Here is a 17,394-nt window from a genome sequence, read left to right as displayed (position 1 = left end):
CCCCCACGCAGGAAGCGACCCGCTCCAGAGCCACGCTTCCGTCCTCGGACGCCGGACAGGCTGGGTGGTGGCGTGCCCGGGCACGGAGAAGGGCGCGGAGTACGGGACCGTATCCGTACTCCGCGCCCTCGTTCAGGGAGCGACAGAGGTGTCGCCGGGCGACAGGGACCGCGGCGGCGGCGATCGGCCCGGGGGAGGGCGTCTCCTTCAGGTCAGGAGACGGTCCCCGGGTCCTTCACCACCGCACTGGCATCGCTCGACCGCCGCGGCCTCGTCGTCCTGTCCGTGCCGCGCGGCACCCCTCATCCGGGTGCGCGGTACGGGCAGGGTTCAGGGGATGGCCTAGGGAGTGTTTCGAAAGTAGCGCCGTCCGCCCGGAGGGCCGAGCAGGCGGGACCTTCGAAACACGCCCTAGTCCTCGCGCAGGGCGCGGACGGCCCCCTCCACGCGCTTGCCGTAGTCGGCGTCGGCGGCGTGGAAGTGGGCGAGGTTCTTCTCGATCACGTCGTCGCGGGTGACCTGCGAGAGGCCTCCGGCGATGTTCGCTACCAGGCGGCCCTTCTCGTCGTCCGACATGAGGCGGAAGAGTTCGCCCGCCTGGAAGAAGTCGTCGTCCTTGGTGTGGGTGGGCGCCTCGTGCGTGCCCGTCCAGCCGTGGATCGCCAGCGGGGCGGCGAGCGCCGCGTCGGTCTGCGACGGACCGGCGTACGAGTTGGGCTCGTAGTTCTTGTCGTGGCGCGAGCCGTTGCGGGTCGCGTGGCTGCCGTCGCGCCCGTAGTTGTCGACGACGGCGGTCCGCGGCGCGTTCACCGGCAGCTGGGTGTGGTTGACGCCCAGGCGGTAGCGGTGCGCGTCCGCGTAGGCGAACAGCCGGCCCTGGAGCATCTTGTCCGGGGACGGACCGATGCCGGGCACGAAGTTGTTCGGGGAGAACGCGGCCTGCTCGACCTCGGCGAAGACGTTGTCCGGGTTCCGGTCCAGGACCAGGCGGCCGACCCGCTGGAGCGGGTAGTCGCCGTGCGGCCACACCTTGGTGAGGTCGAACGGGTTGAACCGGTAGTCCACGGCCTCGGCGGCCGGCATCACCTGGACGTACAGCGTCCAGGACGGGTTGACGCCGCGCTCGATGGCCTGGAGGAGGTCCGTCTGGTGCGAGTTGGCGTCCTTGCCGACCAGCTCGGCGGCCTGGTCGGCGGAGAGGGACCGCACGCCCTGGTTCGTCTTGAAGTGGTACTTGACGAAGAAGGCCTCGCCCTCGGCGTTCGTCCACTGGTAGGTGTGCGAGCCGTAGCCGTTCATGTGGCGGTACGAGGCGGGGATGCCGCGGTCGCCCATCAGCCAGGTGATCTGGTGCGTCGCCTCGGGGGCGTGCGCCCAGAAGTCCCAGACGTTGTCCGGCTCCTGCCTGCCCGTGAACGGGTCGCGCTTCTGTGAGTGGATGAAGTCGGGGAACTTGATCGGGTCCTTGATGAAGAACACCGGGGTGTTGTTCCCGACCAGGTCGTAATTGCCCTCGTCCGTGTAGAACTTGAGGGCGAAACCGCGCGGGTCGCGCACCGCGTCCGCGCCGCCGAGCGAGTCGGCGACGGTCGAGAAGCGGATGAACGTCTCGGTGCGCTTGCCCACTTCGGAGAGGAAGCCGGCGCGGGTGAAGCCGGTGACGTCGTCGGTGACCTCGAAGTAGCCGTACGCGCCGGAACCGCGGGCGTGGACCACGCGCTCCGGGATGCGCTCACGGTTGAAGCGGGCGAGCTTCTCCAGGAGGTGCTGGTCCTGGAGGAGGATCGGTCCACCGACACCGGCGGTGGCGGAGTTCTGGTTGTCGGCGACCGGGGCGCCTGACTCGGTCGTGAGCACACGCTTAGCCATGGGGCGGGATGACCTTTCGTACGAGCTGCTGACGGCTTGGGGAGCGTAGATTCGCCGCGAGGCAACGTCAACAGTTTGTTGAATTCGAAGGGTTGATTCCGGGCCGCGGCAGCGCCTGGGCGCGACAGGACAGGTGTCAGCGCCGCCGCGACCCGGAGTTCGTGGGCCCCTCGCGGGGCGGAGGGATCAGACCGGGGAGCCGGACAGCCGCTCGACCGAGCGCAGCAGCGCCGAGTGGTCCAGGCCGCCGTCGCCCTGGGCGCGCAGCGAGGCGACCAGCTGGGCGACCACCCCGCCGACGGGCAGCGCCGCGCCGACGTCGCGGGCGGCGTCCGTGACGATGCCCATGTCCTTGTGGTGCAGGTCGATCCGGAAGCCGGGGGCGAAGTCCCGGTTCAGGAAGTTGTCCTTCTTGCGGGTCAGCACGGTCGAGCCCGCGAGACCGCCGCCCAGGACGTCGAGCGCGGCGGCGAGGTCGACCCCGGACTTCTCCAGGAAGACGACGGCCTCGGCGCAGGCCTGGATGTTGACCGCGACGATCAGCTGGTTGGCGGCCTTCACCGTCTGGCCGGAGCCGTGCGGGCCGCAGAGCACGATGGTCCTGCCGAGCGCCTCCAGGAGCGGCTTCGCGGCGTCGAAGTCAGCCTGCTCGCCGCCGACCATGATGGACAGGACCGCCTCGATGGCGCCGGCCTCGCCGCCGGAGACCGGTGCGTCCAGGACCCGGACGCCCTTCTCGGCCGCGTTCTCGGCGAGGTCCACGGAGGTCTGCGGGGTGATGGAGGACATGTCCACCAGCAGCGCGCCGCGCCTGGCGTTCTCCAGGATGCCCTCGGGGCCGTAGGCGATGGCCTCGACCTGCGGAGAGGCGGGCACCATCGTGATGACGACATCCGCGTCCTCGACCGCGTCCGCGATCGAGGAGGCGCCGGTGCCGCCGGCCGCGACCAGCCGGTCGATCTTGTCCTGCTCCAGGGTGTATCCGGTGACGTCGTAACCGGCCTTGATCAGGTTCTCGGACATGGGGGAGCCCATGATGCCGAGACCGATCCACGCAACCTTGGGGAGGTTGTTGCTCATGAGGGTGCCTGTGCCTTCCTGGAAAACGTGTGCACGTATGAGGGGGGCGGGCGCGACCGAGGGTCGGCCCGGCCTGTCCGCGGCCGGTCAGCCGGCCGCTCGGGCCGACGCCGGGAGCCAGTCGAAGGACTCCGCGCTCGGCCGGTCGCCCGGCTTGTACTCCAGGCCGACCCAGCCCGCGTACCCGGCGTCCTTCAGCTCGCCGAGGAGCCGCTCCAGGGGGAGCGAGCCGGTGCCCGGCGCGCCGCGTCCCGGGTTGTCGGCGATCTGGACGTGGCCGGTCTTCGCGGCGTACGCCTTGATGGCCTGGCTCAGGTCCTCGCCGTTCATCGAGAGGTGGTAGAGGTCCAGCAGGAACTTGGCGTTCCCGAGGCCCGTCGCCGCGTTGACCTTGTCGACGACCTCGATCGCGGCCGGTGCGCTCACCAGCGGATAGAGCGGCGACTCCGGCTTGTTGAGGGTCTCGACGAGCAGGATCGCCCCGATGCGGTCCGCCGCGCGGGCGGCCGCCACCAGGTTCTCCAGGGCGAGGGTGTCCTGGACCCGCGGGTCCGTGCCCTCGACGCGGTTGCCGTACAGCGCGTTGAGCGCCGTGCAGCCGACCGAGGCGGCGAAGTCGGCCGCCACCTCGATATTGGCCCTGAAGCGGTCCGACTCCGGGCCGGGCACGGAGAGCGCGCCGCGGTCGGGGCCGGGCAGCTGTCCGGCGTAGAGGTTCAGCCCCACCAGCCGGGTGCCGGCGCCGTCGAGCGCCTTCTTGAGGGCGTCGAGCTCCGCCTGCGGCGGGGTGGGGGTCTCGATCCAGGGCCACCACAGCTCGACCGCGGTGAAGCCCGCCGCGGCGGCTGCCGCGGGACGCTCCAGGAGCGGGAGTTCCGTGAAGAGGATCGAAAGGTTCACATCGAAGCGCTGGTCCGGGTATCCCATGAGGATGTCGGCGCTCCTTCCGTATTGCGGAAGTTAGTTTCTACTTAACGGAAGATTGCCCGGAGGGTGGCGAGGCTGTCAAGGGGGTGCCGGAAAACTCGCCCCGGTCAGCGGCGTACGGAATCGGTGGTGCGGATGCCTCCGGGCATACGGAAGCGGGGCGGGGGCCGCCGTCGGCCCCGACGGCTTCCGACCGGTGCGGGCGACCCCTTCCCGGCTCCGGTCGCGGTCTGTGTGCCGCCGCTTCCGTGACCACCGCCGACGGGGTCCCGCGCGCACGGAGCGGGGCCCCGTCCAGCGGTTACAGTCGTGGCCGAGCCGCGGGAGCCCGCACCCGGGCGAGGACACCATGGAGGCACAGTGCGCTTGAGGGTGGAATTCACCACCGAGCCGTTCGATCTCGACGAGGCGCCCACCCATGCGGTGGTGGCCCGCGAGGTGATCCAGGACGCCGAGCTGGACGCCGTCGACGTCGGCCCCTTCGGCAACACCGCCGAAGGCGGCGCGGACGAGGTGCTCACCGCCGTCGACGCCCTGCTGCGGCGGGCCCTGGCCTCGGGCGCCACCCGGGTCTCGCTCCAGGTGAACGTGATCGAGGGGGACGCGTCGTGACCGAATCCGCCGATCACCCCCCCGCGGCGGCTCGCCCCCCGGCGACCGTCGACAGCACCTCGGCAACGGCCGATCACCCCCTCGTCTCCGCGGTCAAGCCGCTCGTCGACGCGATGGGCGCGGAACTGCTGCTCCCCGAGCAGGCCCAGCAGGACGATGTGGTGCTCGCCTGGGAGGGTCGAAACGTCATAGCCGTACGCCTGCCCCAGCTCTCCGACTCGCTGGACCACATCCTCGCCGCGATGGAGCGACGGCACGGGATGCCGCTCGCCGACCTGGACCGCAAGGTCAAGCAGAGTGTCGTCCGGACGCTGGAGGCACGCGGTGCCTTCTCCGTACGGCACGGGGTGGAGACGGTGGCCGGCGCCCTGGGCGTCTCCCGGTTCACCGTGTACAACTACTTGAACCGGGAACATGCGGCCAAGGGTGAGTAGTTGGCCGAACACACCGAACACGCGGGTAAGCCGCCGTCCGCATGCCGGGACGGCGGCTTTCTTCGTTCGCGAGATTTCAACAAAGTGTTGACGTCGTGTTGTGGAGGGCGTTAGCTATCCGCAGCCCGACCAACGCACAGCGAAGAACAGCCACGGAGGCTCCCGTGACTTCGAGCTCCACGCCGGGCCTCACCCGGTTCAACAGCCTGGCGGACGGCGAGGCCACTCCCGCACTGCACGAGGTGTGTGCCAGTGCGACCTGGGGAGACACCATCCTCGCCGGGCGTCCGTACGCCACCGAAGAAGCCCTGCTCTCCGCGAGCGACGCCGCCATGGCGGAGCTCACCGCGGAGGATCTGGCCGAAGCGATGGCGGGCCACCCGCCGATCGGCCGCCCGAAGCCCGGCGACCCGACCTCCTCCCGCGAGCAGCGGGGGATGGCCGGAGCCTCCGAGGAGCTCAAGACCGAGATGCTCGAACTGAACCTGGCCTACCAGGAGCGGTTCGGACATGTCTTCCTGATCTGCGCCACCGGCGCCACCGGTGAGCAGATGCGCGACGCGGTGAAGTCCCGGATCGGGAACTCGCCCGAGCAGGAGCAGGAGATCGTGCGCACCGAACTGGGCAAGATCAACCGCATCCGGCTGACCCGTCTCGTGACGGAGACCCTCGCAGGGGGCGCTCCCGCACAGGACTCTTGAGATCTAGGAGAGTGACGGTCTTGAGTACCGACACGACCGCATCGGTGTCCACCCACATCCTGGACACCAGCATCGGCCGCCCCGCCGCGTCCGTCGCCGTCTCGCTCGCCGCCCGCAGCGGAAGCGACGCGCCGTACGTGACGCTCGGAGCCTCCACGACCGATGCGGACGGGCGCTGCAAGGACCTCCCGGCACTGCCGGAGGGCATCACCCATGTGCGTCTCGACTTCGACACCGAGACGTACTTTTCGAAGAAGCAAGCCGAGGCGCAGCAGGACGCCCCCCGCGTAAGGGACAGCGGCGCGTTCTTCCCGGAGGTGACCATCGCGTTCGCGGTCGCCCCGGGCGAGCACTATCACGTACCGCTGCTGCTCAACCCGTTCGGCTACTCCGTTTACCGAGGGAGCTAGCACCGACATGCCCACGATTCTCGGCCAGAACCAGTACGGCAAAGCAGAGAACCGCGTCGTCAAGATCACGCGGGACGGCGACACCCACCACATCAAGGACCTGAACGTCTCGGTCGCCCTCTCCGGCGACATGGACGACGTCCACTACTCCGGCTCCAACGCCAACGTCCTGCCGACCGACACCACCAAGAACACGGTGTACGCGTTCGCCAAGGAGCACGGGATCGAGTCCGCCGAGCAGTTCGGCATCCACCTCGCCCGGCACTTCGTCTCCTCGCAGGCGCCGATCCACCGCGCCCGGATCCGGATCGAGGAGTACAGCTGGGAGCGCATCGCGACCTCCGACGGCAACTCCAGGTTCATCGGCGCCGACGAGGTCAAGCACTCCTTCGTCCGCAAGGGCCAGGAGACCCGCGTCTCCCAGATCACCTACGACGGTGAGAGGTGGGAGGTCATCTCGGGCCTCAAGGACCTGACGGTGATGAACTCGACCAACTCCGAGTTCTGGGGTTACGTCAAGGACCGGTACACGACGCTCAAGGAGGCGTACGACCGCATCCTGGCGACGGACGTCTCGGCCCGCTGGCGCTACAACTGGACCAGCGACGAGCATCGCATGCCGAACTGGGAGAAGTCCTACGAGCAGGCGCGCAAGCACATGCTCCACGCCTTCGCCGAGACCTACTCCCTCTCGCTCCAGCAGACCCTGTACCAGATGGGTTCGCGCGTCATCAACAGCCGGAGCGAGATCGACGAGATCCGCTTCTCACTGCCGAACAACCACCACTTCCTGGTGGACCTCGAACCGTTCGGCCTCAAGAACGACAACGAGGTCTACTTCGCGGCGGACCGTCCCTACGGTCTGATCGAGGCCACCGTGCTCCGGGACGGCGTCGAGCCGAAGATCCCGGTCGACATGACCAACCTCTGACGCGGCACTGAACCCGCCCCCGTCCGCGTAACGACGGACGGGGGCAGGTCATCCCGGAGGAAACACCCATGGCACAGCCTGCAACGGGGCCGCCGCACCGCCGGCCGCACGATCACCCGCGGACTGCGCACGGACGGCATCGCCACCCTGCTCGGCCCGGTCTTCGGCTCCTTCCCGACCAGCGCCTTCGCACAGAGCGTCGGCGTCGTCCCGCTGACCCGTGTACGCAGCCGGTACGTCGTCGCGGCCGCGGGCGGCGCCCTGCTGGTCCTCGGGCCTTCCCGGTGCTCGGCGCGGTCGTCCCGCTCGTCCCGATGCCCGTCCTCGGCGGCGCCGGCATCGTCCTCTTCGGCTCCCCGTCCCGGTCAGCGGCATCCGCACGCTCTCCGAGGGGCCTGGATGACAGCTCCACCATCATCCTGGTCGCGGTGGCGCTCGGCGTGGGCATCATCCCGCTCGCCGCGCCCACCGCCCACGCCGGTCTCCCGGCCTGGGCGCAGACCGTCCTCGGCTCCGGGAGCAGTGCGGGAGCACCGGTCGCGGTCGTGCTCAACCTGTTCTCCCACCATCTCGGCACCCACAGCCGCACCGCTGTGGCACTCAAATCCTCCTAGGGTCCTGCCGTGCCCACATCGCCACAGAGAGAAGAAGGAAGCACCATGGCAGCTTCGGCGGACCCTCAGCGCATCATCATCGAGAACTGTTCGATCGCCACCGTCGACGCCCACGACACGGAGTACGCGTCCGGGTACATCGTCGTGGCGGACAACCGCATCGAGTCCGTCGGCGCCGGCAGGGCACCGGAGGGCCTGACCGGAGTCGTCCGGCGCATCGACGCCACCGGGCACCTCGCGACGCCCGGTCTGGTCAACACCCACCACCACTTCTACCAGTGGATCACCCGGGGCCTGGCCACCGACCACAACCTCTTCAACTGGCTGGTCGCCCTCTACCCGACCTGGGCGCGCATCGACGAGCCGATGGCCCGCGCCGCCGCGCAGGGCTCGCTCGCCATGATGGCCCGCGGCGGCGTCACCACCGCCATGGACCACCACTACGTCTTCCCGAAGGGTTCCGGCGACCTGTCCGGCGCCATCATCGGGGCCGCCCGCGAGATGGGCGTACGGTTCACCCTCGCCCGGGGCTCCATGGACCGTAGCGAGAAGGACGGCGGCCTGCCCCCGGACTTCGCCGTCGAGACCCTCGAAAGCGCGCTCGCCGCCACCGAGGCGACGATCGACGCCCACCACGACACCTCCTTCGACGCGATGACGCAGGTCGCCGTCGCACCCTGCTCGCCCTTCTCGGTGTCCACCGAACTGATGCGCCAGGGTGCCGAGTTGGCCCGCCGCAAGGGCGTACGGCTGCACACCCACGGGTCGGAGACCCTTGAGGAGGAGCAGTTCTGCAAGGAACTGTTCGGGATGGGCCCGACCGAGTACTTCGAGTCGACCGGCTGGCTCGGCAACGACGTGTGGATGGCCCACTGCGTCCACATGAACGACTCCGACATCGCCGCCTTCGCCCGCACGGGAACGGGCGTCGCCCACTGCCCGTCCTCCAACGCCCGCCTCGCTGCCGGCATCGCGCGGGTCCCCGACATGCTCGCCGCCGGTGTCCCGGTCGGCCTCGGCGTGGACGGCACGGCCTCCAACGAGTCCGGCGAACTGCACACCGAGCTGCGCAACGCACTCCTCATCAACCGCCTCGGCCCGCACCGCGAGGCCGCCCTGAACGCCCGTCAGGTCCTGCGCCTCGGGACCTTCGGCGGAGCCCGGGTCCTGGGCCGCGCCGACCAGATCGGCTCCCTGGAGGCCGGCAAGCTCGCCGACCTCGTCCTGTGGAAGCTGGACACCCTGGCCCACTCCTCGATCGCCGACCCGGTGACCGCGCTCATCTTCGGCGCGGCCGCCCCGGTGACCCTCTCCCCCGCCGGACCGGTGAAGAACGCTGCCCGCACACACCCCCAGTGCGCACCCCCCGCACCCCCTCCTGTGCACGACCTGCACGACCTGCACCACCTGAGAGAGCCGCACCACCGCACCACCTACGCACCACCTCCCTGGACCCCACGTCGCCGACGACGTGTAACCGACCGGAGGAATCGCCGTGGCCGCTGAGCCCAGGTTTCGCAAAGACGCAGACGCAGCCGCCCCCGACGCGACGGCCGATGCCGCCGCGGAGGCGGGAGGCGACCGGAAACACCCGGTCGACGAGACCCTCCCCCCGCTGAAGATGATCACCAGCGGCCTCCAGCACGTGGCCGCCATGTACGCGGGCGTGGTGGCCCCGCCGCTCATCGTGGGGCCGGCCGTCGGCCTCACCGCCAAGGAGACCGCCTTCCTGATGGGGGCGAGCCTGTTCACCGCGGGGATCGCCACCCTGCTCCAGACCATCGGCTTCTGGAAGGTCGGCGCCCGACTGCCCTTCGTCAACGGCGTCTCGTTCGCCGGGGTCGCCCCGATGATCGCGATAGGCAAGGACCGGGGACATGACGGGATAGCCGTCATATTCGGGGCGATCATCGTCGCGAGCATCCTCGGCTTCGTCCTCGCCCCGTACTTCTGCAAACTGGTCCGCTTCTTCCCGCCCGTCGTCACCGGCACCGTGATCACCCTGATCGGCGTCTCCCTCCTCCCGGTCGCCTTCAACTGGTCCCAGGGCGGCAACGCCACGGCCGACGACTACGGTTCGATGACCAACATCACGATGGCCGCCGTGACCCTGGTGACCGTGCTGGCCCTGCGCAAGCTGCTGCGCGGCTTCCTCCAGCAGATCGCGATCCTGCTCGGTCTGGTCATCGGCACCCTGATCGCCGTCCCGGCCGGCATCACCGACTTCGGCGCCGTCAAAGACGCCGACGTGGTCGGCTTCCCGACGCCGTTCGCCTTCGGCGCCCCGCAGTTCGAGATCGCCGCCATCATCTCGATGTGCATCGTGATGCTGGTCTGCATGACCGAGTCCACCGCGGACATGCTGGCCCTCGGCAAGATCGTCGGCCGCCCGGCCGACGAGAAGGTCATCGAGGGCGGTCTGCGCGCCGACACCCTCGGCAGCGCCATCAGCCCGCTCTTCAACGGGTTCATGTGCAGCGCCTTCGCCCAGAACGTCGGCCTCGTCGCCATGACCAGGATCCGCAGCCGCTTCGTCGTCGCGGTGGGCGGCGCGATCCTGATCGTCCTCGGCATGGTCCCGGTCGCCGCCTCGGTCATCGCCCTCGTACCGCTGCCCGTGCTCGGCGGCGCGGGCATCGTCCTGTTCGGCACGGTGGCGGCCAGCGGCATCCAGACCCTGGCCACCGCCGCCCTGGAGAAGGGCGAGAACGCCCTGATCGTGGCGGCGGCGGTCGGCATCGGCCTGATCCCGATCGCCGCGCCGCAGTTCTACCACGCCTTCCCCGAGGACCTGCTGGTCGTCCTCGACTCCGGCATCTCCACCGGCTGTGTGGTGGCGATCGTGCTCAACCTCGCCTTCAACCACTTCGGCCGCAGGCCGGACGCGGACGACGAGGAGACGGCGAACGGCGAACACGTGGTGCCGGCAGCCGCCGGGGTCGGCGTCCACTGACCTGACCCGTACGCTCACCGCCCCAGGGCCCGCGCGACGCGGGGCCCTGGGGCGTCTCTGCCGCGCCCCGTTCCCCGGAGTCGGCCCTCGTCGATCCGTAGGCGTCCCCGTACACCTTCCACCGCAACGGCGTCTCCAGCCCGAGCTTTCCCTCCCGTACGAAGACCCGCTGGGAGGTCGTCTCCACCCGGCCGGCGTCGGTGTCCGCGATGAGGACGTTCCAGCGCCTGGCGATGCACCGTGCGGACTGTCCGGCCCTGGTCGACGAGACACCCTCTGGAGCCGACCGGCACCCGTCGGCTGTAGCGTCAGGGGCATGGAAGATCAGTCTGTTGTGGATGTCGGCGATGTGCGCCTCGCGTACCGGACCTGGGGCGATGCGTTCGGCTCGCCCGTCGTGCTGCTGCACGGCCTCGGCGGTTCGGCCGCGAACTGGGAGGCGGCCGGCACCCTGCTGGGCCAGGAGTGGCGGGTCTTCGCCCTGGACCTGCGCGGCCACGGCGAGAGCGACTGGCCCGACGACTACGACCTGGACCTGATGGTCGAGGACGTGGTGGGCTTCCTCGACGAACTGGAACTGGACCGGGTCGGCCTCGTCGGCCACGGCATGGGCGGTGTCGTCGCCCGGCTGCTGGCGCAGGAGCACTCCGACCGGGTGGAGCGGCTGGTGCTGGTGGAGACCCCGGCCCCGTTCCCCGGCGACCCGGGTCCGGCGGGGCGGGCCGAGGGCCCGGTGGACTACGACGAGAACGCGGTGCCCGCCGTGCGGGACCAGCTCGCCGACCCCGGCCCGGACGCGGACGAGGCCCTCGGCGACATCGTGTCCCCGACGATGATCATCAGCGGGGGCCCGGAGAGCGCCATGGAGCAGCACCGGCAGGCCGACGTGGCCTCCCTGATCCCGGACTGCCGGCTGATCACGGTCCCGGGCGGCCACCGGATGCACGAGACCCGGGCGGACCAGGTGGCCGCGCACATCACGGAGTTCTTCACCAGCTGAGCCGCTGCGCCGGCAGGGCCCGACCCAACTGTGCGCTCGCATCAACGCGGCAGTCAGGCCTGGAAGATCCTGCGGACCAGTTCCGGTGTCCAGCGGCGGTGCGTGGTCGAGGTCGTCGGTCCGGAGGCGTGCGTACGTATGAGGAAGATGGTCATGAGGGCGCTCCCCGCGGTTTCTTCGTGTGTCCCGGGAACCGCGGGGAGCGGGGAGCCGACGGGGGAGAAGGTGCTTTTCGGTGAGAGAGGCACCTGAGCGAGACCGAGCGGCGCGACGCGGCCCTTCGACGTCGGGACCGCCACCGCTCAGCCGCTCCGCCGCCAGTCCGGACGGCGCCCGCTGAGGCCGATCACCCGGTCCAGCAGCGGGGCGTCGTCCGGCACCGGGACCGGCGGCCCGAAGATCCCCCCACGGTCCGGGTCGTCCTCGTCCGGAGCGAGCAGGGCCTCGCAGGACCGCAGCTCGGCCTCCCCGGCCGCGTACGGCTGCCCGGTCGAGCGGGCCAGGTCCCAGCCGTGGACGACGAGTTCGTTGAGCGCGACGGCCCCGGCCACCTCGCCGGGCAGCTCCACCCCGCCCGCCCGGGTCATGCCCGTCCAGGCGTCGGGGGAGCGCCAGGCCGCCGCGACCTCCTCCAGCCGCCGGGGCAGCACCTCACGCCAGTCGTCGTCGAGGGTGGGGAGAGCGGCGTCGGGGGAGGTGGCCGTGCTCGGCCCGAGGTCCTTGCGGGCGGCGTCGCGGAAGGCGGTGGTCAGCCCGGTGAGGTGGCCGAGCAGCTCCCGTACGGTGTAGTCGGGGCAGGGGGTGGGGCCGTCCAGCCTGCCGTCGTCGACCGAGCCGAGCAGCCCGGCGATCCGCTGGGCGGCCGGCTCCAGGTCGGGAAGGCCAGCGGCACCCCACACAGGGGTCTCATCTGTATCCATGCAGGGAAGACCCCTTCACCGCCGAAAACTCATCGGCCGAAGGGCCTGCCCGGACCGCCGACGGGGGCGCAACCCGGCATATAGCGGAAGGTTCCCGGCCGGACTCTTGTCGGAGGCCCCCACGCCATGTCATACAGGTCTGGACCATTGCTGTCCGGATGGAAGGCACCCCCGTGCAACGCCCCCACATATCTGCCGCGTTGGCCTGTTCCGCCCTGCTTCTCACCCCCCTCCTCTCCGCCTGCGGTGGCGCCGCCGAAGCCGATACGCAGCCCCCCAGCACCCCCGAGGGCGTGACCGCCCAGGCCAGCAGTTCCACCTCGGTGCACGTCATGTGGGAAGGCGCCTCCGACAACAAGAAGGTCGCCGGATACGAGATCTACCGTGGAAAGGCCAAGGTCAAGAGCGTCCCGGCGACGAAGACCATGATCGACGTCGACGGGCTGACGGCCTCGACGGACTACACCTTCAGCGTCCGGACCAAGGACACGGCAGGGAATCTCTCCGCGCCCAGCAAGGGCGTCCCCGTCACCACCCAGGCCACCCCGCCCAAGGACGACACGCCTCCCACCGCCCCCGTGAAACTGGCCGGAACCGCCGAGGGCGGCCGCGCGGCCACCCTGACCTGGCAGGCGGCCAAGGACGACGTCGGCGTCACCTCGTACGACATCTACCAGGAGGACTCCCGGATCCACAGCGTGCCGGGCACCGCGACCACGGCGAAGGTGACGGGCCTGCGCCCCGGGACCGTCTACACCTTCACCGTCCGGGCCCGGGACGCCTCCGACAAGTCCTCGCCCGACAGCAACGCCGTCGACCTCACCACCGCCCAGGCCGCCGGCGCGCCCGCGAGCACCGCCCCCACCGGGCTGCGCACCGAGGTCGGCAAGGAGGGCGCCGAGTTCACCCTCGACCTGTCCTGGGACCAGCCCGGGACGGGCGGGGTGATCCCCGCCTACGAGCTCTACCTGAACGGCAAGCTGACCACCACCATCGTCTGGGGCGGCACGCCCCCGAAGGGCCGGGCCACCTACCGCCTGAACCTCCCCGACCCGGCGGGCACCCGCTATTCGGTCAAGCTCAGGGCCAAGCTTCCGGACGGCAAGTGGGGCGACTTCTCGGCCCAGCCGACGGTGGTCCTGACGGACTGACGCGGCGAGCGTGCGACTTGTCCTCGGGTCGCCGCCTCCCTGGTGTGCGGCGACCCGCCCCTCATGGTCCATTGATCGCGGCTGGATGAACCTCTGGGTCCCGACGACGGCGGTCACCATCGGCGGGGTGGCCCTGGCGAAGGTCGGCTACGACACGTACCTGCGGTTCGTCTGGCCGTTGCCGGCGATCCTGTTCGCCCTGAACTGCGGGTTCGTGGCGCTGGGGGCGGTGTGGACCTGGGGGCGGGCGCGTCGCTGCCGTTGACCCTCACATCCTGAGACCTGCCTTGGGGCGCCACTCAGGGCCTCGGCGTGGTCGCGCTTCGAAAAGCTCTTCCATAAATGCCATGCCCATGTAATCTCTCGTGAACATCCAATAGGCGCACCCCCCACCGCCTGGGCCGAGCCCTGTGGTTGAGGAGAGGTATGCGCCAGGAACCCGCGTGTCCGCGGCCTGGCGTCCACTGTGACCCCGAGGCGTCAACAGTTGGTCCGGGGCGACGGTCGAACCTTCGCCCGCCCCGCACGCATCTCCGACCTGAGCCGGCCCGGTGTCGAGCACCTGGATTTCGTTCCGCATGCCAACGCCGAAAGAGATATTCGTGCCGCGAAGATCCAGATATTGTGCAGTGTTCTTCACTGCTCTCGTCATGGTATTGACCATGGCCCCGCAAGCGACAGGAAGTGATGCGACTCAAACGTTCGCCAAGTTATCGGTGACGGACTTCGAAGGGAATCCGTTCAAGCCTCCGACGGCCAGGAAATCACCCCAGGACCGCAAACGTGAGATCAGGCAAGGGACGACGGCCCAGGCCGACCGGTCCTCCGGCCGTGCGGCCGCAACGCCGCAGCGTACCGAGACCGCCGACTTCGTGGACATGTCCGAGTGCTGGGACGCTCTCGGCCCGGGTGTCGGTGGCGAAAAGACCATCGATCACTTCACCTGGTGCAGTGTCGGGTTGTTCACGGTCGAGGACGTGCGCTGCACCAATGGCTCGTCCTGCCAGACCGTGGGGTCCGTGACGTTCCGCATGTCGCTCCAAGGGATGGGGAATCAGGGCGCCGACAGCAGTGCTGACCGCATGACGCGAGTGTGGCTCATGCTCGATCAACCAGTCATCTCGAATCCGCCGCCGCGGATGGACAGGCGACTGAAATTCAGTGGCACATGCTCGACGCCGAGTGCCAAGACCTCATGCCGTGTCGGTGCGAACGACGGAGACACGGATTCGCTGCAGCAGTGGATCGTGGCAGGGCACACCGACTTCGACTTCCACCTTCCGGCCGGAACCCTGACCGACACTGACAGGATCGCTTACGGCGATTTCATGATCAAGTCGGAGGTGGTCGGGAACCCGCTCAATCAGGACTCCTGGATATTTGGCCCCGAGAACGGGTTCCGGTGTGACTCCTCGCCCAAGGTCCATTACCACGGCTGCGTGTATCCGGATGTCATATCCCAATTCTCGTTGCGCGCCACTCCCGATGTCTCGGAAGAAGCTCGGCACGTCTGGAAGGCTCAGAACGAGCCAGATTTGACATTGCCGACATCGGTGACGCCCAAGAGTATTCCTGGCTCCCGCAGTAGTGGTCAGCCGCTGGAAAGAATGGTCAATGCGGATGACAAGAAGGCGAACAATTCAAAATCGGCCGGTCAGTGTCGGAAGTACTGGGGTCGAGGTTACAGCCGAGGCAACACGAGGCAATGTGACGAGTATCCATTCCAGTCGACCTATCAAGGTTCGGCGATGGGTGGTGCGGGTGTCTCCCACTTCTCCGTGGATGTCATATCAACGGAGCACAACAGGAAGGCGGGTGAGCACCTCGATAAATTCTACAACGAACAGCGCATCCTCGATCTGGATCGCTTCTATGTAGTTGTTCTCACCGCGGACGGCAAGCCGTACGGCAAGAACGACGCCATGCCTTCGGGCCCGGTGGTGCCGATCCAATACCCTCAGTGCGCCAACAGTCGAGCCCCTGTCGTCCGTGACGTCAAAGCGGAAGCAGCGCCCACGAAGACGTTTCTCGACTATGCGAAGAGTACGCCCGACGGGTGGACCGGGGGAGACTCCACGTATTCGGTGACACTGCCGGACGGCAGGCGGCTATGGGTTTTCTCCGATACCTTTCTCGGTCCGCTCAACGGAGACGGTACCCGCCCGCTGGGCGCGAAACTGGTGAACAGCACCTTTGTGATCCAAGACGGAGACAGGCTGACCACGATCACGGGTGGCACGAAGGAGAATCCCGAAGCCATCATGCCGCCATCCGCTCCTGGCCACTGGTACTGGGCCGGTGATGCGATGCTTGCCCATATCGATGGAGAGCAGTATCTGCAGGTCATCTACCAGGAGTATCAGAAGTTCGGTGAGGGGGCCTGGGACTGGCGTTTCAGCAGAAATGTCGTCGCAACGTTCTCTCTGGGAGATCTCAGTGAGCCCGAACGGGTGGACCCGCTTCCTTCGGACAGTCGTGTCGCGTGGGGTTCCGCCGTGCTCGAAGCCGGCCGGAGCGGGGACGAATACACCTACATCTATGGTGTTTCGGACGCTCCCATCAACAAGAAGATGCGCGTCGCCCGGGTGAAGGGGGCCGATCTCAGCAAGGTGGACGACTGGCAGTTCTTCGACATGGCGGAGGGGAGTTGGATGCGGGGTGAGCGTGAAGGCGCCACATCGTTGAACGGTATTGCCAACGAGTACAGCGTGACTCCGTGGAACGGCGGATTCGTCCTGGTCAGCCAGGACAGTACCGAAGCCTTCAGCGGTAAGATCCGCCTCTGGCACAGCTGCAGCCCCTACGGGCCCTATACGTCGTTGGCCGACCAGGACCTCGTGTACAGAATGCCGGAACCGGGGCCGTACGGGAGCTACTGGGACGGCAACATCATCTCGTACAACGCTCATGTTCACCCCTCGCTGAGGCAAGGAGACGTCTGGACCCTGTCCTACAACGTCAACAGCATGGACAACAGGATCTCTCCCGAGGGGGCCCACTACCGCGACCCGGGGATCTACAAACCGAGGTTCGTTTCCTTCCGCCTTGTGCCGTCCTGACCCCTTGCCGGGCGGGAGGAACCCCGAAAGGATGCCCCCATGACTGTTCACGAGGCGTGGGAGCGGGTCGAGAACTGGCTTCGGAGCCATGCGCCGGCCGCATACGATTCACTTCCCGGTCCAGCCGTACCGGACGAGATCAGATCCACGGAGCAGGTGATCGGCCGTGCACTTCCACGGGAAATGGTGGATTCGTTGTCACGCCACAACGGATCGGGGGAGTTCGTTCTGCCGAATTTCCATCGACTCAACGATGTGAACATGATCGCGGTCGAGTGCATGGAATACCGGCGGATAGAGGACGAGCGACGCATGGGGGTCGAGACGTCAGCCCTTCCTCCGGGCGGGTTCTTCTACTGGAACCCGCTCTGGACCCCGTTCGCCCATGACGAGAGTGGGAACAGCCTTTTCCTCGGTCAGGCCCGCGATGATTCCCTCGGAAGGGTGGGCGTGCACGAGAAGGACGGTGGAGGCTCGTTCCCCGAGCACAGGGCGCTGACATCATTCACCGCGCTCCTGGAGTTCACGGCTCGCGGACTGCACGACGGGATCATCGACCTGTGGGGGGAGCAGGAGGCGTACGTCGACGACGACGGGTTTCTGGAGTGGCGGGAGGCGGGTGCCGACGACGAAGTGGCCTGGAACATGGAAGCGATGGGCCGGCGCTTCGGCTTCGACTGAATGAGCGCCGGCCCCGGTGAAACACCTCCGCCCCCGGCGCCGAGCGCTGCCG

14 protein-coding genes and 3 pseudogenes are annotated in these 17,394 nt (G+C 68.6%); 13 read left to right on the top strand and 4 right to left on the bottom strand.

Features of this window, described 5'->3' with window-relative positions:
- Positions 1 to 411 precede the first annotated feature (411 nt).
- The 3 genes from IG90_RS0131565 to IG90_RS0131555 form a co-directional block, all read right to left on the bottom strand.
- A complete protein-coding gene (locus IG90_RS0131565; RefSeq protein WP_030592246.1) occupies positions 412 to 1,869 on the bottom strand; it encodes a catalase in 1,458 nt (485 codons plus the stop codon).
- A gap of 186 nt (positions 1,870 to 2,055) precedes the next feature.
- The gene (locus tag IG90_RS0131560; RefSeq protein ID WP_030592243.1) at positions 2,056 to 2,949 is read right to left on the bottom strand and encodes a 2-hydroxy-3-oxopropionate reductase; all 894 of its coding nucleotides are present in this window, start codon (positions 2,947 to 2,949) and stop codon (positions 2,056 to 2,058) included.
- An 87-nt stretch (positions 2,950 to 3,036) separates the two neighbouring features.
- Positions 3,037 to 3,876, bottom strand: coding sequence for a TIM barrel protein (locus IG90_RS0131555; protein ID WP_030592240.1), 840 nt, complete (start codon positions 3,874 to 3,876; stop codon positions 3,037 to 3,039).
- 360 nt (positions 3,877 to 4,236) lie between these two features.
- On the opposite strand from IG90_RS0131555, the gene IG90_RS0131550 reads away from it, so the two are divergent.
- The 9 genes and pseudogenes from IG90_RS0131550 (at position 4,237) to IG90_RS0131510 (ending at position 11,531) form a co-directional block, all read left to right on the top strand.
- Positions 4,237 to 4,488, top strand: coding sequence for a YkoF family thiamine-binding protein (locus IG90_RS0131550; RefSeq protein WP_078585477.1), 252 nt, complete (start codon positions 4,237 to 4,239; stop codon positions 4,486 to 4,488).
- The gene (locus IG90_RS0131545) at positions 4,485 to 4,922 is read left to right on the top strand and encodes a helix-turn-helix domain-containing protein (RefSeq protein ID WP_030592233.1); all 438 of its coding nucleotides are present in this window, start codon (positions 4,485 to 4,487) and stop codon (positions 4,920 to 4,922) included. The genes IG90_RS0131550 and IG90_RS0131545 overlap by 4 nt, the downstream gene beginning before the upstream one ends.
- Positions 4,923 to 5,086: 164 nt before the next feature.
- On the top strand, positions 5,087 to 5,623 hold the full coding sequence (gene uraD, locus IG90_RS0131540; protein WP_030592230.1) for a 2-oxo-4-hydroxy-4-carboxy-5-ureidoimidazoline decarboxylase: 537 nt from the start codon (positions 5,087 to 5,089) through the stop codon (positions 5,621 to 5,623).
- 20 nt (positions 5,624 to 5,643) lie between these two features.
- Positions 5,644 to 6,033 carry a hydroxyisourate hydrolase gene (gene uraH, locus IG90_RS0131535; protein WP_030592227.1) on the top strand — a complete coding sequence of 130 codons (390 nt, stop codon included), beginning with the start codon at positions 5,644 to 5,646 and terminating at the stop codon, positions 6,031 to 6,033.
- A gap of 7 nt (positions 6,034 to 6,040) precedes the next feature.
- Entirely contained in the window at positions 6,041 to 6,964 is a 924-nt protein-coding gene (pucL, locus tag IG90_RS0131530; protein WP_030592224.1) for a factor-independent urate hydroxylase, read from the top strand.
- A 90-nt stretch (positions 6,965 to 7,054) separates the two neighbouring features.
- Positions 7,055 to 7,578: pseudogene (locus tag IG90_RS39930) on the top strand (solute carrier family 23 protein); the annotation flags it as partial.
- Positions 7,579 to 7,623: 45 nt separating this feature from the next.
- Positions 7,624 to 8,892: pseudogene (locus IG90_RS0131520) on the top strand (8-oxoguanine deaminase); the annotation flags it as partial.
- Between the two features lie 181 nt (positions 8,893 to 9,073).
- On the top strand, positions 9,074 to 10,531 hold the full coding sequence (locus tag IG90_RS0131515) for a nucleobase:cation symporter-2 family protein (protein WP_030592202.1): 1,458 nt from the start codon (positions 9,074 to 9,076) through the stop codon (positions 10,529 to 10,531).
- A gap of 316 nt (positions 10,532 to 10,847) precedes the next feature.
- Positions 10,848 to 11,531 (top strand): alpha/beta fold hydrolase, encoded by a 684-nt coding sequence (locus IG90_RS0131510; protein ID WP_030592192.1) that lies wholly within the window; start codon positions 10,848 to 10,850, stop codon positions 11,529 to 11,531.
- Positions 11,532 to 11,833: 302 nt separating this feature from the next.
- On the opposite strand, the gene IG90_RS0131500 is transcribed toward IG90_RS0131510, so the two are convergent.
- Entirely contained in the window at positions 11,834 to 12,451 is a 618-nt protein-coding gene (locus IG90_RS0131500; protein WP_030592186.1) for a TIGR03086 family metal-binding protein, read from the bottom strand.
- Between the two features lie 158 nt (positions 12,452 to 12,609).
- On the opposite strand from IG90_RS0131500, the gene IG90_RS0131495 reads away from it, so the two are divergent.
- The 4 genes and pseudogenes from IG90_RS0131495 (at position 12,610) to IG90_RS0131480 (ending at position 17,342) form a co-directional block, all read left to right on the top strand.
- Positions 12,610 to 13,602: a fibronectin type III domain-containing protein gene (locus tag IG90_RS0131495; RefSeq protein ID WP_030592183.1), complete on the top strand. Its 993-nt coding sequence runs from the start codon at positions 12,610 to 12,612 to the stop codon at positions 13,600 to 13,602.
- A gap of 73 nt (positions 13,603 to 13,675) precedes the next feature.
- Positions 13,676 to 13,867 (top strand): annotated as a pseudogene (locus IG90_RS0131490) (hypothetical protein); the annotation flags it as partial.
- A 397-nt stretch (positions 13,868 to 14,264) separates the two neighbouring features.
- A complete protein-coding gene (locus tag IG90_RS40885) occupies positions 14,265 to 16,661 on the top strand; it encodes a NucA/NucB deoxyribonuclease domain-containing protein (protein WP_169779601.1) in 2,397 nt (798 codons plus the stop codon).
- A 39-nt stretch (positions 16,662 to 16,700) separates the two neighbouring features.
- Positions 16,701 to 17,342 carry an SMI1/KNR4 family protein gene (locus IG90_RS0131480; protein WP_051860332.1) on the top strand — a complete coding sequence of 214 codons (642 nt, stop codon included), beginning with the start codon at positions 16,701 to 16,703 and terminating at the stop codon, positions 17,340 to 17,342.
- The last annotated feature ends 52 nt before the right edge of the window (positions 17,343 to 17,394 follow it).

This window comes from Streptomyces anulatus, from assembly GCF_000721175.1.
GTDB classification, from domain to species: domain Bacteria; phylum Actinomycetota; class Actinomycetes; order Streptomycetales; family Streptomycetaceae; genus Streptomyces; species Streptomyces anulatus_C.
Note: the sequence above shows the minus strand (reverse complement) of the source record. Positions and strands in the feature narration are given on the sequence as shown.